The following is a 17246-nucleotide window of genomic DNA, read 5'->3' on the forward strand; positions in this document are numbered from 1 at the left end:
CTATTTCATCAAATCGTTCTGAAGTAGAAATTTATTTTTAACGAGTATCCTGTAGAGTACAGTTTCTCGTTGTAGAAGAAGGGATGGGGAGAACTTGGATAAGATTGGATTTGATAATGAACAGTATCTGAAAACACAATCGAAGCATATCAAAGAGCGAATCGCTAAATTTGGCGGCAAATTGTATCTGGAATTTGGCGGAAAATTATTTGATGATCATCATGCAAGCCGAGTTCTTCCCGGTTTTCAACCGGACAGTAAGATTCGTATGCTTGGAGAACTGAAGGATGATGCAGAAATTGTTATTGCCATTCATGCCGGAGACATTGAGAAGAATAAGGTTCGGGGAGATCTTGGAATCACCTATGATATGGATGTCCTTCGCCTAATTGATGCTTTCAGAGGATACGGGCTTTATGTCGGTTCCGTTGTTTTGACCCGTTTTAGCGGACAGGAAGGAGCAATTGCTTATCAGAAGAAGCTGGAAGCTTTAGGTATCAAGGTCTATCGTCATTATTCCATTCCGTCTTATCCGTCCAATGTTCCTCTCATTATCAGTGAAGACGGTTTTGGGAAAAATGAGTATATTGAAACCTCTCGTTCCCTGATTGTGGTGACCGCTCCCGGACCGGGATCGGGAAAAATGGCGGTTTGTCTGTCACAGCTTTACCAAGAGCATAGACACGGTATCAATGCGGGATATGCGAAGTTTGAAACCTTCCCGATATGGAATATTCCCTTACAGCATCCGGTAAATTTAGCCTATGAAGCAGCTACTGCAGACTTAAATGACGTGAATATGATTGACCCCTATCACTTGGAAGCCTATGGAGTCAGTACGGTTAATTACAACAGAGATGTGGAAGTTTTCCCTGTGTTGAAAGCTATGTTTAATACCATTTACGGAAGTTCTCCCTATGAATCTCCAACGGATATGGGCGTCAATATGGCGGGAAACTGTATCATTGATGATGAAGCGGTTAGAAAAGCTTCTCAGCAGGAAATCATCCGACGTTACTATCATGCTCTAGTGGAAAAAAGAAAGGGAAGCGGCAGTGATTCCATAGTGGAAAAAGAACAGCTTCTTATGGAAAAAGCAAACGTTTCCGGAAAGGACAGACCGGTTATTTCCGCAGCTTTACAGAAAGCCGAACTGACAGGAGCTCCTGCAGCTGCAATCTCTTTACCAAACGGTTCCATTGTGACCGGAAAAACTTCTTCTTTACTGGGCGCTTGTTCTGCAATGTTACTCAATGCATTAAAGGTTTTAGCGGGGCTTCCGGATGATTTGAAGGTTATTTCTCCTGAAATCATTGAACCGATTCAGCACTTGAAGGTTGAGCATTTGGGGAATCATAATCCGAGATTGCATACGGATGAAATCTTAATTGCCTTAACGATTTCCGCAAATACGGACCCCAATGCGGAGAAATGTATGGAACAGTTGGTTAATCTGAATCAGTGTGAAATGCATTCTACCGTAATTCTTTCTCAGGTAGATGAAAAAACACTGGGGAAACTGGGAATCCGCATTACGTCTGAACCGCAGTACCAAAACAAAAAGCTTTTTCACTCATAATTTAATTCATAGCAAGTGGAGCAGGCGAAGCCTGAGACATCTTGTTCATAACAAGTATCGTGCGCAAAGCGTGCGATATCTCGTTTATAGATAAAAAATTGCATCTTTATCGTAGTTTTCTTTTTGAAAATGGATAGAGGTGCTTTTTTAGTTTACTTTTATATATGTTAGATATATCTAACTAAAAATACTCTGTTAAAAAAATAACTTTTATACATTATGCACAAAAAATTCCTTCTTTTTTTGTGAGAAAAAAAAGTAGGCAATGTTATACTGGCTTTGAATACTAGAGTCTTAAGGCGAAAGCGCATCTTGCGTTTTAGCAAAGGAGAAAAAATGAGCAGGTTAATCATTGTAACGGAAAATGAAGCGCAAAAAACCGTGGAAGGTCTGTATCGTGACTTGGAACGGAGAATTCAAGCTTCGCAACCGGGATTATGTCCGGTTGATTTGGCAGAGGCATTCTTACATGTTTGCCATTCCCAGTCATGCGGTAAATGTACCCCCTGCAGAGTGGGGTTAGGGCAGTTGGAAAAATTAATGGAATCCGTTTTAAACGGTTCCGCCGATATGGATACATTAAAAACGATTGAAAAGACTGCAGAGGCGATTTACCATTCAGCGGATTGCGCTATAGGTTTTGAGGCTGCAAAGATGGTCCTCAGAGGTATCCGCGGATTTTATGACGATTATGCGGAGCATGTAAAACATGGCAGATGCTTCGCTAAACAAAGTCAGCCGGTTCCTTGTGTGGCACTTTGTCCTGCTCATGTAGATGTTCCGGGCTATATTTCCTTGATTCATGAGGGACGTTATGCCGAGGCAGTCCAACTGATTCGAAAGGATAATCCCTTTCCTGCCGCATGCGGTTTAATCTGCGAACACCCTTGTGAGCTTAGATGCAGAAGAACTATGGTGGATAAGGCGATTAATATTCGAGGACTGAAGCGCTATGCCGTAGAACATGAAGGAGAAATCAAGGTTCCCCAAATTATGGATAAAACCGGCAAGAAGGTAGCCATCGTCGGGGGAGGTCCTTCCGGTTTAAGTGCCGCATATTATTTAAGTATTATGGGCCATGATGTAACCGTCTATGAGCAGAGAAAAAAGCTGGGAGGAATGCTCCGTTACGGTATTCCGGCTTATAGACTTCCGAGAGAAATTCTGGATCATGAAATTGAAGGCTTAATGAAGACCGGTTTTCAGGTTAAGACGGATGTAAGCATCGGAAAGGATCTGAGTCTGGCTCAGCTAAAGAAAGATTTTGATGCGGTTTATGTTTCCATCGGTGCTCATACGGATAAGAAGCTCGGTATTCCGGGAGAAGATGCGGAAGGCGTTATTTCCGCAGTAGAAATGCTCAGAAATATCGGGGATGACCGGTATCCGGATTTCTCCGGTTTGGATGTTGTGGTAGTCGGAGGCGGAAACGTTGCTATGGACGTGGCCAGATCGGCAGTTCGTCTTGGTGCAAAGACCGTAAAGGTTGCCTATAGAAGAAGACGAGTAGACATGACGGCACTTCCTGAAGAAGTGGAAGGCGCTATTGCTGACGGTTGCGATATTGTTGAATTGCATTCTCCGGTTCGGATTGAAAAAGATGAGAAGGGACATTGTAAGGGTATTGTTTTAAAACCGCAAATTATCGGGGGAGTTCGATATGGAAGACCTTCTCCCAAGGATTCTCAGGCTCCCGAAGTTCTGGTAAATGCGGATTTGGTTCTTGTTGCCATCGGACAGGGAATTGACTTCCGTAAGTTTGAAGAATACCAGGGAATCACCATTGAATCGGGACGCATTAATGCTTTGGATACTTCAGCTTTAAAGAATGCTGAAGGAATTTTTGCAGGTGGTGATTGCGTAACCGGCCCGGCTACGGTTATTCGTGCCATTGCCGCAGGAAAAACGGCAGCGGCAAACATTGATGAATATCTCGGCTTCTTCCATGAGATTGAGTCGGATATTGTGCTTCCGCCTGTTCGTTTTGATGACAATGCACCCACCGGTCGTGTCAATATGAAGGAAAGACCGGCTAATGAAAGAGTCTGTGACTTTAAGCTCATGGAGTACGGTATGACGGATGAAGAGGCTTGCCAGGAATCCGGAAGATGTCTGCACTGTGATCACTTTGGTTATGGAATATTTAAGGGAGGCAGAGAGAGCAAATGGTAAATTGTATAATAGATGGAAAAAAGTATGTGTGCCGGAACATACTACGATTTTAGATGCGGCAAAAGAAGTGGGTATAACCATTCCGACACTATGTTACTTTAAAAATTTAAATGAAATTGGCGCTTGTCGTGTCTGTGTTGTGGAAGTGGAAGGAGACGCCCGTTTACACGCCGCATGTAACAGCCCTGTACTGGAGGGAATGGTCATCCGTACCAATTCCAAAAAAGCCAGAGAAGCAAGAAAATATAATGTTGAATTGATTCTGTCTCAGCATAATGTCACCTGCACCACTTGTGTTCGTTCCGGAAACTGTTCTCTACAGTCCGTAGCCAATGATTTAAACATCGTAGGAAAAGATTATTTTCCGAAGGATTTACCAAAGCAAAAAGGCTCAAAGGCCTTCCCGTTGATTCGTGAATATGATAAATGTATCAAATGTATGCGTTGTATCCAAGTCTGCGATAAAATTCAGGCTACCCATGTTTGGGATGTTATCAATAGTGGAGGAAAGAGTACCGTTGATGTAAGAGACTTTTATCGCCTGGAGGATTCCTCCTGTGCGCTCTGCGGACAATGTATCACCCACTGTCCGGTTGGCGCTTTACGGGAAAGAGACGATACCGATAAAATTTTGGATGCACTGGATGATCCGGAGACCATTGTTTTGGCACAAATCGCACCTTCTATTCGAACAGCCTGGGGAGAAGAGTTCGGCTTAAGTCCGGAGGAAGCAACGGTGGAGCGTTTATCCGCTTGCTTAAAGGAAATGGGATTTGATTATGTCTTTGATACGGATTTTTCTGCAGACTTAACGATTATGGAAGAAGCTTCGGAGTTTTTACACAAGCTGACGCATAATGAAGGGCAGTTTCCGATGTTTACCAGCTGTTGTCCGGGTTGGGTTCGCTTTATCAAGAGTCATTATCCTGAATTCATTCCTCAGGTATCCACTTCCAAGTCTCCTCAGCAGATGTTCGGTGCAATTGCAAAGAGTTATTATGCGGATATCTTAAAGGTGGATCCAAAGAAAATATTCTCTGTCAGCATTATGCCCTGCCTCGCGAAAAAGGCGGAATGTGCTTATCCCAATATGGTGGATAAAGACGGAAACTTTGATGTCGATGTCGCTTTAACAACCAGAGAAGTGAACCGATTGATTCGAGCACTGCATATTTCTCCGGCTAAGCTATCCGATAGAGCATTGGATATGCCTCTCGGCATCGGTTCGGGAGCCGGTAATATTTTCGGTGCAACCGGCGGTGTTATGGAAGCAGCTCTTAGAACGGCTTATTATCTTGCGACCGGTGAGAATCCGGATCCGGATGCCTTTCAGGAAGTCAGAGGTATGGAAGGATGGAAGGAATCCAGCTTTACAATCGCCGGGAATAAACTAAAGATTGCAGTAGTGCATGGTCTTGCCAATGCAGACCGTTTACTGAACGCCTTGAAAAACGGTCAAGTCCATTATGACTTTGTTGAGGTTATGGCTTGTCCCGGAGGATGCGTAGGTGGTGGAGGACAACCGATTCATGATCAAGTGGAAATGGCTGCTCTTAGAGCCCCTGTCTTATATAAGCAGGATAGAGAAGGCAGTATCCGCTTCAGTCATGAGAATCCCTCTATTAAGTCCGTATATAAGGATTATTTGGGAGAACCGCTGTCTGAAATTGCCGAGGAACTGCTTCATACCGACCAAAAGGGTTGGTTGATGCCTCAAGAAATAAAATAAACTAAACTTTCGGGATGGAGTTATATCCTGTTGGTTTTCATTTCATCAAAGAAAGTCTGTAAAAAATCGTAGATTAATTACAGACTTTTTTTGATTTTAACGACTATCTTTCGCACATTGTGTGGTATCTCGTTTTAACAAGACATCACTCTCAAAGTATGCGTATTTCATTTTAACAAAACATCATTAGATAAGTTATACAAGAAAAAATATGCAAGATTTATATAAAACAATAAAGACAATCAGTTTTATTATGGACATAAATTAGTAATTTGAATTTTATGTCTTGAAATCCAAACTCTAATCGTGTATATTCTTCAGTAAAATTTCATTTAAGCCAGCTAAAGACAAATGTTTGTTGTACATCGCCTTGGGAGGATACTATGCCAAAGTATATCTTGAAAAGAGCCATTATGTCTCTGATAACTGCATTTTTGGTAGCAACCATGACCTTTTTTGTCATGAACATGGTTCCCGGCGGTCCTTTTCTGGCTGAAAAAGCGGTAACTCCGCAGGCACAGGCTGCGATGGAAGCAAAATACGGTTTGGATAAACCGCTCATCAAGCAGTATACGACCTATATGACCGGGCTTCTCCATGGAGACTTCGGTCTTTCCATTAAGAAGAGGGGAAGAACCGTGGCGCAAATCATTGCCGTAAAGTTTCCGGTTTCCGCTCGTATAGGAGGCATGGCACTTGTTTTGGCCGTTCTTACCGGGGTGCCTCTCGGTGCGGTTGCCGCCTTCAACAGAGGAAAGTTTCTGGATAATCTCATCATTGTTTTATCCACGGCGGGAATCGCTATTCCTTCCTTCTTATCCTCCACTCTTTTGGTTTACGTCTTTACAACAAAACTTCATTTATTACCTTCTTTAGGCTTAAAGGATGCGAGAAGTTATGTGATGCCGGTCATTGCTCTGGCTTTATATCCCAGTTTTTATATGGCTCGTCTTATGCGCTCATCCATGCTGGACGTTATGGGACAGGACTATATGAGAACGGCAAGAGCAAAGGGAGTAACGACCTTCAAATCCATTTTTAAACATGCGCTCCGAAATGCTATTCTGCCGGTTATTACCTATTTGGGACCGCTTCTTGCGTCTCTTATGACCGGTTCCTTTATCGTAGAAAAGATTTTCAATATACCGGGACTCGGTTCCGAATTCGTGAGCTGTATCACCAGCCGAGATTATCCCATGATTATGGGAACGACCATTTTCCTGGCCGTATTTGTTATCGTCATGAATCTTTTCGTGGATATTGCCTATGCTTTTGTCGATCCGCGTATCAAATTAAAGTAGGAAGGAGAGATGAGAGTATGGAAGAAATCAAGAAAAATCCCCTGAGTATGCAGGTCTCCATGGAGGACTTTATGCCTGCATCCGGTGAAGATAAAGAGTCCCTCGTGGTGATGCGGGAGTCTGTCGGTTTCTGGAAAGACGGTATTCGCAGATTCCGGAAAAACAAGATTGCCATGAGTGCCTTTTTCCTTGTTCTTTTGATTATGATATTCTGTTTTATCGTTCCCGCCTTCTATCCTTATAAGTATGAACAACAGATGAAGGGGTCTGAGCGTTTGGCTCCCATGCAATATTCGAAGGTGGAACAAGCGGAGATGGCAAAAGGAGAGAAGATTTTTCCGCATCTCCTCGGAACGGATCAAAATGGACGTGATTATATGATTCGTGTTCTCGTCGGTGGAAGAGTATCGATGACTGTCGGACTTGTAGCCTCTGTTCTGATTTTAATGATTGGGTCCGTGTTCGGCGCCATAGCAGGGTATTTCGGCGGAATTATCGATATGGTTATGATGAGAATTGTAGACATTATCTATACCGTACCGGATGTTTTGATTATTATTCTGCTGGCGCAGACTCTGAAGTTTCCACTGGAAAAGCTATCCATGCTTCCTGCTTTTACCTGGATGCAGAAACTGGGCTCCAACATGATTTCCATGTTTATCGTCTTTGCTTTACTCTACTGGGTCGGCATGGCCAGAATTGTCCGTTCCCAAATCATGATTTTAAAGCAAAGTGAGTATGTTACAGCGGCAAGAGCTTTGGGAGCAGGCCCCGGAAGAATTATTTTCAAACACCTGATTGTAAACTGTATCGGTACTTTGATTGTGACCACTACACTGCAAATTCCGAGTTCCATCTTTACGGAATCCTTCCTTTCCTTCTTGGGACTGGGAGTGCAGGCTCCGATGCCATCCCTCGGTTCTTTGGCCAGTGCGGCACTGAACGGCTTTCAAACTTATCCGGAAAAACTTTTTGCACCGGCTTTCCTGATTTTTATCATCATTTTAAGCTTTAACCTCTTGGGAGACGGACTTCGCGATGCCTTTGATCCCAAGTTAAAACAGCAGTAAGAAAGGAGTAAATATGGCAGAAGAGTTTCTTGTAAATATCCAAGAAGAACGACTTTCCTTCTTTACTCCAGCAGGAGAGGTAAAAGCCTTAAATAATGTCAGCATTCAAATGAAGGAGGGAGAGGTTCTCGGTATCGTTGGAGAATCGGGTTCAGGAAAATCCGTTACAGCCTATTCCATTATGGGTCTTACCGCGCAAAACGGAAAAATTGTAGGCGGCACCGTGGATTTTAATGGACATGCCATTCAGAATATGACCGAAAAAGAGCTCCGTAAGATTCGGGGAAATGAGGTCAGTATTATTTTCCAGGATCCCATGACCTCTTTAAATCCGGTATGGACTATCGGAAACCAAATTGCGGAGGCGGTGTCTCTCCATACGGATAAGAAGGGGAAAGCGGCGAGAGACAGAGCAAAAGAACTTTTGGAGCTGGTTGGCATAAACGAACCGGAGAAAAGACTCAAGCAGTATCCGCACGAGCTTTCCGGCGGTATGCGACAAAGGGTGATGATTGCCATCGCTCTAGCCTGTGAGCCGAAACTTCTTATTGCGGATGAGCCGACGACTGCGCTGGATGTGACGATTCAGGCTCAAATTCTGGAGCTTATGCAGGAATTAAAAAAGAAGCTTGGTATGGGAATCATCATGATTACCCACGATCTCGGAGTAGTGGCCTCTATGTGTGATTATATTGCGGTAATGTATGCCGGTGAAATTGTGGAATACGGTACAACCGATGATATTTTCTACAATCCGAAACACGAATATACCAAGGGACTTCTCCGTTCAATTCCGAAGTTTCATGAGAAGGATTATTCGAGGCTGGTTCCGATTGACGGGCAACCGGTGGATTTATTAAATCCGCCGAAGGGTTGCGGCTTTGCACCAAGGTGTGCATCTTGCATGAAGATTTGTCTGGAAGTGAAACCCGAAAAGAATTATTACGGGGGAGTACACTATGCCAGATGCCTATTACAGCAAAAAGAGGATTTCATAAGAAACACCGGAAAGGGGGAAGTATAATGGCAGATCATTTACTCGAACTCAGTCATTTAAAGCAGTATTTTCCCGTTGCCGGCAGTAAAAAAGTGGTCAAGGCGGTGGATGATGTTTCTTTCTATATCAATAAAGGAGAAACCCTCGGTCTTGTTGGAGAATCCGGTTGCGGAAAAACGACCACCGGTAGATCGATTTTACGACTCCATGAGCCTACAGAAGGGAAAATCGTCTATGACGGAGAAGTGATTTTTGATTCTGAAAAGGGAATCAAGAAAAACATGCTTCCTTACAGAAGGAAGATGCAGATGGTTTTTCAGGATCCTTATGCATCACTTGATCCCAGAATGACCGTAGAGGATATCGTAGGAGAGGCTATTGACATTCATAAGCTTTGTAAGAATAAGAAGGAGAGAAGAGAGAAGATTTTGTCCCTCCTTTCTACCGTAGGGCTGAACTCCGAGCATGCGAACCGTTATCCGCACGAGTTTTCCGGAGGGCAGAGACAAAGAATAGGAATTGCCAGAGCGCTTGCCGTAAATCCCGAATTTATTGTCTGTGATGAGCCAGTATCCGCTCTTGACGTCTCCATTCAGGCGCAGGTTGTGAATATGTTTGAGGATTTGCAGGAAAAGTTCGGCTTGACTTATCTCTTTATTGCGCACGACCTTTCCATTGTGAATCATATTTCATCCCGAATCGGAGTCATGTATCTGGGACACCTCGTGGAACTTGCGGACAGCGACCAAATCACCTTCCACTCGATGCATCCCTATACCAAATCCCTTATCTCGGCAGTACCGATTGCCGATCCGAAGGTGGCTAGAGCCTCACATAGAATTATCCTGAGCGGAGACGTACCGTCTCCTCTAAATCCGCCTTCGGGATGCCCTTTCCGGACTCGCTGTCCCTATGCGGATGAACAATGTGCATCGGAAACACCGAAATTCAAGGAAGAGCAAGCGGGACATTTTGTAGCTTGTCATCATTTGGATAAGTTAAATTAGTTACCTGCTATCTTAGGATAGTGTTGATACAGAAAAGGAGGGTATATGAAAAAAACAAAATTAATTAGTGCTATGCTCCTTGCTGCAGTATTACTTTCAGCTTGTGGCGGATCAAAGACTGTTGACGGCACAAAGTCCGGCAGTGATGCGGCAAGTGAACAAACTGCGGAAAAGACCTCTGCCGGCGGCTCTATCGATGTGCAGATCGGTTCTTCTCCGGAGACCATGGATCCGGCTTTGAATTCCGCTGCCGATGCGGCCAACATGATTCTTCATGCGTTTACGGGACTTCTTACGGTAGACAAGAATCAAAATATTGTGGGAGGTCTTGCAGAGAAATGGGAAACTTCCGGAGACGGTTTGACCTGGACCTTCCACCTTCGCCCGGACTTAAAGTGGTCTGACGGATCCGACTTAACAGCAGAGGACTTTGTCTATAGCTGGAAGAGACTTGCCGATCCTTCACTTGCGGCTCCTTATGGCTATGATTTATTAAATATGATTGAAGGCTATGATAAGGCCGCAAAAGGTGACTTGGATGCTTTAGCTGTTTCAGCACCGGATAGCAGTACTTTTGTAGTAAAGCTAAGTAGTCCCTGTACTTATTTTGATAAAATTGCTTCTTTCATCTCCACATCTCCGGTACAAAAAGTTACCGTTGAAGAAAATGGAGACGAATGGTCTACTAAGCCGGAGACCTATATTACCAGCGGTCCTTATAAAATGACGGAGTATGTAGACGGTGACCATATTACCTTTGAAAAGAATGACTACTACTATGATGCAGCAAATATTACCTTCGACAAGATTGTTTTCCATCTGATTTCCGATGATAATGCGGCATATACCGCATATAATCAGGGAGAACTCCTTCTTGCCAAAGCGATTCCTTCCGAGGAAATTCCGAACTTGGCAGGAAAAGAGGATTTCCATGTGGATCCCATGATGGGAACCTACTATGTTTCTTTTAATACACAGAAGGCTCCCTTTGACAACCCGAAGGTAAGAGAAGCACTGTCTCTTGCTATTGACAGAAACTATGTTGCCAACACCATAATGCAAGGTACTTATTCTCCGGCAGTGAACTTTGTTGGTCCCGGTATCAGTGATGCTGCAAAAGACTCTCAGTTTGCGGAAGTTACGAAAGAGAAGTATGGCGATTTCTTTAATAATGACGACTATGATGCTAATTTTGCAAAGGCAAAGGAGCTTCTTGCCGAGGCGGGCTATCCGGACGGCCAAGGCTTCCCGCAATTTTCCTATCTCACGAATGATACCGGATATCACAAGGCGGTAGCGGAGTATCTGCAGGACGTATGGAAGAAGCTTGGCCTCAATATGACGATTGATATCCAGGAGTGGAAAACAGTTACGGCAAATCGTAGAAACGGAAACTTTGATGTGGCACGTAACGGTTGGGTAATGGACTATGATGATCCTTCCAATATCATTAACCTCTTTGAAACCGGTAACGGTAACAATGACGGTAAGTACAGTAATCCTGAATTTGATAAGCTTGTGGAAGAAGCAAGAAGCACCGCCGATGTGGAAAAGCACTATGATTATCTCCATCAGGCAGAGCAGGTTATTTTAAAGGATTACGGCATGGCTCCTATAGCTTACTACAGCGAGTTCTATCTCAAGAGTCCGAAGCTTCAGAACGTATGGTACTCTCCGACAGGATATTACTACTTCATGTACGGAACCTTGGCAGAGTAATTTTACAGATATAAATCCGGAAAACTTAAGTTTTCTTTTATCACGAAAAAGGCTCGGAAGAATTGCCGAGCCTTTTTTTGTATGGTAAACTAAGGCATTAGAAAGAGGAGAATACTATGGAAAAAAGAAGAGTCATGTTGAAACTTTCCGGAGAGGCCCTGGCCGGAGAGAAGCATTTCGGATTTTCCGATGATGTAATTTTTAGAGTGGCGGATCAGGTAAAAAGAGCAGTAGACAGAGGCATAGAAGTAGCCATTGTAATCGGCGGAGGAAACTTCTGGAGAGGAAGACAGTCCGAGCAGGTAGACCGGTATAAAGCGGATCAGGTCGGCATTCTTGCGACACTCATGAATTGCATCTACGTTTCGGAAATCTTCCGAATCAGCGGAATGAAGACCAGAATCATGTCCTCTTTTTCCATTTCCGATATGAGTGAAGTCTTTTCCAAGGATGAGGCAAATAAAGCTTTACAAAATGGAGAAGTGGTATTCTGTGCCTGTGGTACGGGGCATCCCTATTTTTCCACCGACACCGGCGTAGTGCTTCGTGCGCTGGAGCTTACCTGTAAGGAAATTCTCCTTGCAAAGGCCATTGACGGGGTCTATGACAAGGATCCGAAGAAGTTCCCCGATGCCAAGAAATACGATACACTCAGTATTGAAGAAGTGGTGGAAAAGCGTCTGCAGGTCATTGACCTTTCCGCATCCATCCTTTGCCTCGAGAACAGCCTCCCGATGTCCGTATTTTCCTTAGAGGAAGAGGACGGCATCTTCAAGGCCCTTCTCGGAGAACACAAAGGAACAAGAGTGACAGCAGACTGACTTTCAAGGAAATAGTATCCCGTAGTGAGAATTCATTCTGATTTAAGATAAAACAAAAGCTAAAAATACGAAAGAAGAGGACTGAAAAATGGATGATCAATTTACAATCTATATTGAGAAAATGCATAAGACTCACGACAACTTAATGAGTGAGCTCGCGACGATTCGTGCCGGTCGTGCGAATCCCCATGTTTTAGATCGAATCACTGTGGATTACTATGGTACGCAGACCCCGATTCAGCAGGTAGGTAATATCTCCGTTCCGGAAGCAAGAATCATTCAGATTCAGCCATGGGATAAGTCTGTGATGAAGGAAATCGAAAAAGCGATCAATATGTCCGACCTCGGAATTAATCCTACAAACGACGGACAGGTGATTCGTCTTGTGTTCCCTGAACTTACTGAAGAGAGAAGAAAGGAACTGACTAAGGATGTAAAGAAGAAGGGCGAAGCGGCAAAGGTTGCTATTCGAAACATCCGAAGAGATGCCATGGATTTGGCTAAGAAGCTGGAGAAAAATGCGGAGATTACCGAGGACGATTTAGCAAGACAGACGAAGGATATTCAGGAGCTCACCGACCACATGATTGAGAAGATTGATCAGTCCGTGGAAGCAAAGAACAAGGAACTCCTTACAGTATGATGGAAAACACGGAGCGCTTTCCAAAGCACATTGCCATTATTTTGGATGGAAACGGTCGTTGGGCGGCTTCTCGCGGGCTTCCGAGAGCCCTCGGCCATAAAAAAGGCTGTGAGACCTTGGAACAGATTGTAGAAGACTGCGCAAGGCTTGGCGTATCCTATTTAACCGTATACGGTTTCTCCACAGAAAATTGGAAGCGCTCTGAAGAAGAGGTTGGAGCGCTTATGCAGCTTTTTCGTTTCTATATGAAAAAGCTTATTTCCGTTGCCAATGCAAATAATGTGAAAGCGAAGATGATTGGCGAGCGAAGTCGTTTTTCCGGGGATATTCAGGAAGGGATCCGTGCTTTGGAAGAAAGCACGAAGGACAATACGGGGATGGAGTTTATCTTTGCCGTAAACTATGGCGGAAGAGATGAAATCATTCGTGCAATGCATCGCTTTTCTGAAGAATATAGGGGAGAGAATTTGAAAGATGCTTTAGCTAATCTTACGGAAGAGCAGCTTGCTTCCTACTTGGATACAAAAGATATTCCCGACCCTGACCTTGTTATCCGTACCTCCGGGGAATTTCGGACTTCGAACTTCCTTTTATGGCAATCTGCCTATTCCGAGTATTATATTACGGATGTGCTCTGGCCCGACTTCAATAAGGAAGAGCTTTTAAAAGCGATAGAAAGTTACGGAAAAAGGGAAAGAAGATTTGGTGGAAGAAAAAAATAGAGGGTTAGGGGTAGATGGAGAAACACAACGAAACGGAAGAAATAAAAAATCGAGAAGGCAGTGTTAAAACAGCTCCGAAAGGACAGAACGAGAAGAAGCTGTCCTCCTTTTTTGTGCGATTAGCAAGCGGAATTGTCTTACTGCTTCTTTTGTTTATCATCCTTCCCGATGGAGGAAATCTACTGTTATTCTTTAATTTCATTTTATCTATTTTTGCCTGCTATGAGCTTCTGCATTGTTTTTCCTTTCATAAGGAGAAAATGTCGATTTTACCCTACCTTTTTATTTCTCTGCATTACCTTGCACTTTACTATGGGAAGCATTTTGAAATGGTCCTTATGCTGGTTTATTTCATTCTGCTCTGTGTAGACTATGTTCTGTTTTATCCGGAAAAGACAATTCGGGAGATTTGCCTGTATTTTCTGATTCTACCCTATGCGGGAATCATGTTTTCCTACCTCTATCAGACAAGAGGAGTCATGCATGGAAAGATTCTGGTTTGGCTGATTTTTCTATCGAGCTGGGCGGCGGATACCTGTGCCTATGCCGTAGGGATTCTTTTCGGAAAGCACAAAATGACACCGGTTTTAAGTCCGAAGAAGACCTGGGAAGGGGCTATCGGGGGAGTTCTCGGCTCTTTTCTTTTAACTTACCTTTACGGACTGTATAATAATCAAGTCTATGACGGATTTTTCCATTCCCCTTTAAAGCTTGCGATTTCTGTCGCCTTTGCCTCCCTTTTTTCCATTGTGGGAGATTTGACGGCTTCCGGAATCAAGCGGGATTTTGGAATCAAGGATTACAGTAATTTGATACCCGGACATGGAGGAATACTGGACCGTTTTGATTCGGCACTCTTTACGGCTCCGATTATCTACTTTGCTTTGGTTCTTTTTGTGAAATAATGTTTTTTCTAAGATTGTGTGAATCGAGGATATATATGAATATTGTGATTTTGGGGTCTACAGGCTCTATAGGCACACAGACCCTGGAACTTTTAAAAGACCATACGGAATATAAAGTGCTTGCCCTTTCTGCCGGAGAAAATATTTCACTTTTGGAAGAGCAGGCGCGGGAGTGGAAGCCGAAGTATCTTTGCGTTTTTCATGAAGATAAAGCAAAACTTCTGAAAGAGCGCTTTCAATCAAGTTATAATCGAGATGATACGCTTCATTCGGAATCTGCCGAGAACAGCATACCTTACGAAAAGAAAGAAATCGAAAAAGATAGCTATTCTCCTGTGATTTACTCCGGAATGGAAGGCCTTATCCGGCTTTCCGCCTTGGAGGAAGCCGATATGATTGTAATCAGCGTAGTGGGAATGGTCGGAATACAGCCCACTATTTCGGCTATTCAGGCGGGAAAAAAGATAGCTCTTGCCAATAAAGAAACATTGGTCTGTGCCGGGCATTTAATCAATGACTTATTAAAAGAGTCGAAGGCGGAGCTTTTCCCTATTGATTCCGAGCACTCCGCAATCTGGCAGTGCTTAAGAGGAGAAAAGGCGGAAGAAGTCGAGAAACTCATTTTAACGGCTTCGGGAGGGCCTTTCTTCGGTCTTACAAAAGAGGAAATGAGGGGAAAGAAGAAGGAAGATGCCTTAAAGCATCCCAACTGGTCTATGGGAAGAAAGATTACCATAGACTCCGCTACCATGGTGAATAAAGCCTTGGAAGTTTTGGAAGCACACATCCTTTTTCATATTCCGATTGAAAAAATCCAGGTTGTCATTCAGCGGGAGAGTATTATCCATTCTGCGGTACAATTTCGAGACGGTGCAATCAAGGCGGAACTGGGAGTCCCTACTATGCGTGTTCCCATAGCTTATGCCGTTTTTGAAGAAGAGAGAGAAGATTTCAAGGGAGAGAAGCTGGATTTTACCAAGGTGATGTCTCTGCATTTTTATCCCCCTTCTTATACCGATTTCCCGGCTCTAGCCTTAGGACGGTCTGCAGGACTGAAGGGCGGTTCCATGACGACTGTTTTTAATGCGGCAAATGAAGAAGCGGTTTCCCTTTTCCTTCAGGATAAAATAGCCTTCCTTTCCATTCCGGCTTTAATAGAAAAGGCGATGCAGCTGCATGAGAAGGACTGGAAGGCTTACCCTTCTGTAGATGAGATACTTTCTATTGAACGCTGGGCAAGGAACTGTGTAGAAGAGAATGCAAATCAGGTAGAAGTATAGATCTTAGGAGAAAGCCAATGAAGGCTTATAATGAAAATGATTTTAGATTTTAATACAAGATAGTATAGAGATTAATTATTTTAACAAGTAAAGGAGTAATTTTGAGTATTGTTTTGGCGTTACTTGCCTTATCGTTTTTGGTTTTTTTCATGAATTAGGTCACTTTTTGGCGGCGAAGTTTTTTAAGGTCGGTGTTTTGGAGTTTTCTATCGGGATGGGTCCTCGGATTCTTTCCGGTGTCTTCCGTAACACAAGGTATAGTTTGAAACTTCTCCCCTTAGGCGGAAGCTGTGCGATGCTCGGAGAGGATGCGGCAGGCAGCGGTGATTTTTCGACAGCGAAAGGGGAAGAAGAGGAAGATGTTCTGGACTTTGATGGCGTAGTTTTTTCCAAGGAAGACTTGGAAAAATACAGCTTCGAGAAGAAACCCGCCTGGCAAAGATTTATTATCTGCTTTGGAGGGGTCTGGCATAACTTTCTTTTGGCCTTTCTCTTTGCCATTATTCTTACGGTAAATATTGGTACGGAATTTCCGATTATCGGAGCCTCTACCGTGAAGACTCCGGCCATGGAAAGCGGTTTACAAGATGGAGATAGAATTGTAGCTATTGCCTTTGCCGACGGAAGTAAACGCTCCCTTGCCACCTTGCAGGAGCTGTCGATTTTTCTTGAGCTTCATCAGGAGGACTTTAAGAAAGGAGAGATTAAAGTCACTGTACTTCGAGAGGGAAAGAAAGAAAGCTTTAGCTTTAGTCCCTATCGGGATCCGGAAACGGGAAGATATCGCCTTGGAGTGCAATTAAAAAACGGAAGGGCCAAGGCGAATAATTTATTTCAAGTTTTTGAGTACAGCTATTACGAATTCCGCTTTAATGCACGAATTGTCTTTGACAGCCTCGCCATGATTCTAAGAGGAAAGGTTTCCAGACAGGATGTGATGGGGCCGGTAGGAACCGTGGCCGTGATTGGCGGTGCGGTACAGCAGTCCAGCTCCGGAGGTCTTCGCCTAACGATATTGGTTTTAATGAACCTTTCTCTTATGCTTAGTGTAAACCTCGGGATTATGAATTTACTGCCGATTCCGGCGCTGGACGGCGGAAGACTCCTCTTTATTCTTCTCGAAATGCTTCTTCGAAAGCGTTTAAACCCGAAGTGGGAAGAGAGAATCAACACTGTAGGAATGGCTATTTTACTACTTCTCATGGTGGCTATTGTCTTTAATGATGTATTCAACTTGTTTACGGGAGTGTATTCCAAGTTGTTAAACTAATCTGTAGTACAGCTGAAATACAAAGAGGAAT

The 17246-nt window shown here is 43.7% G+C and carries 13 protein-coding genes and 1 pseudogene; all 14 read left to right on the forward strand.

Annotation, left to right across the window (positions count from 1 at the left end):
- Positions 1–94: 94 nt before the first annotated feature.
- Positions 95–1579, forward strand: coding sequence for a DUF1846 domain-containing protein (locus HMPREF9124_RS06555; RefSeq protein ID WP_009427960.1), 1485 nt, complete (start codon positions 95–97; stop codon positions 1577–1579).
- A 336-nt stretch (positions 1580–1915) separates the two neighbouring features.
- On the forward strand, positions 1916–3751 hold the full coding sequence (locus tag HMPREF9124_RS06560) for an NAD(P)-binding protein (RefSeq protein ID WP_009428748.1): 1836 nt from the start codon (positions 1916–1918) through the stop codon (positions 3749–3751).
- Positions 3745–5480, forward strand: a pseudogene (locus HMPREF9124_RS06565) (NADH-dependent [FeFe] hydrogenase, group A6). The gene HMPREF9124_RS06560 and the pseudogene HMPREF9124_RS06565 overlap by 7 nt, the downstream one beginning before the upstream one ends.
- A 383-nt stretch (positions 5481–5863) precedes the next feature.
- Positions 5864–6781: an ABC transporter permease gene (locus HMPREF9124_RS06570; RefSeq protein ID WP_009429462.1), complete on the forward strand. Its 918-nt coding sequence runs from the start codon at positions 5864–5866 to the stop codon at positions 6779–6781.
- 17 nt (positions 6782–6798) lie between these two features.
- Complete coding sequence (locus HMPREF9124_RS06575; RefSeq protein WP_009429456.1) at positions 6799–7851, forward strand: ABC transporter permease; 1053 nt, start codon at positions 6799–6801, stop codon at positions 7849–7851.
- Positions 7852–7864: 13 nt separating this feature from the next.
- On the forward strand, positions 7865–8875 hold the full coding sequence (locus HMPREF9124_RS06580; protein WP_009429972.1) for an ABC transporter ATP-binding protein: 1011 nt from the start codon (positions 7865–7867) through the stop codon (positions 8873–8875).
- Positions 8875–9855 (forward strand): ABC transporter ATP-binding protein, encoded by a 981-nt coding sequence (locus tag HMPREF9124_RS06585; protein ID WP_009429353.1) that lies wholly within the window; start codon positions 8875–8877, stop codon positions 9853–9855. Before HMPREF9124_RS06580 ends, HMPREF9124_RS06585 begins: the two co-directional genes overlap by 1 nt.
- Positions 9856–9900: 45 nt before the next feature.
- Positions 9901–11574, forward strand: a complete 1674-nt coding sequence (locus HMPREF9124_RS06590) for a peptide ABC transporter substrate-binding protein (RefSeq protein WP_009428687.1) — start codon at positions 9901–9903, stop codon at positions 11572–11574.
- A gap of 116 nt (positions 11575–11690) precedes the next feature.
- A complete protein-coding gene (gene pyrH, locus HMPREF9124_RS06595) occupies positions 11691–12395 on the forward strand; it encodes a UMP kinase (RefSeq protein ID WP_009427838.1) in 705 nt (234 codons plus the stop codon).
- Positions 12396–12483: 88 nt separating this feature from the next.
- Positions 12484–13038: a ribosome recycling factor gene (frr, locus tag HMPREF9124_RS06600; protein WP_009429767.1), complete on the forward strand. Its 555-nt coding sequence runs from the start codon at positions 12484–12486 to the stop codon at positions 13036–13038.
- Positions 13035–13760 (forward strand): isoprenyl transferase, encoded by a 726-nt coding sequence (locus HMPREF9124_RS06605; RefSeq protein WP_009428891.1) that lies wholly within the window; start codon positions 13035–13037, stop codon positions 13758–13760. The genes frr and HMPREF9124_RS06605 overlap by 4 nt, the downstream gene beginning before the upstream one ends.
- Positions 13761–13774: 14 nt before the next feature.
- Positions 13775–14665, forward strand: a complete 891-nt coding sequence (locus tag HMPREF9124_RS06610) for a phosphatidate cytidylyltransferase (protein WP_009428309.1) — start codon at positions 13775–13777, stop codon at positions 14663–14665.
- Positions 14666–14700: 35 nt separating this feature from the next.
- On the forward strand, positions 14701–15945 hold the full coding sequence (gene dxr / locus HMPREF9124_RS06615) for a 1-deoxy-D-xylulose-5-phosphate reductoisomerase (protein WP_009428728.1): 1245 nt from the start codon (positions 14701–14703) through the stop codon (positions 15943–15945).
- 166 nt (positions 15946–16111) lie between these two features.
- Positions 16112–17215, forward strand: coding sequence for a M50 family metallopeptidase (locus HMPREF9124_RS06620; RefSeq protein WP_009428218.1), 1104 nt, complete (start codon positions 16112–16114; stop codon positions 17213–17215).
- Positions 17216–17246: the final 31 nt, after the last annotated feature.

This window comes from Oribacterium sp. oral taxon 108 str. F0425 (genome assembly GCF_000214455.1).
In the GTDB taxonomy this organism is placed as follows: domain Bacteria; phylum Bacillota; class Clostridia; order Lachnospirales; family Lachnospiraceae; genus Oribacterium; species Oribacterium asaccharolyticum.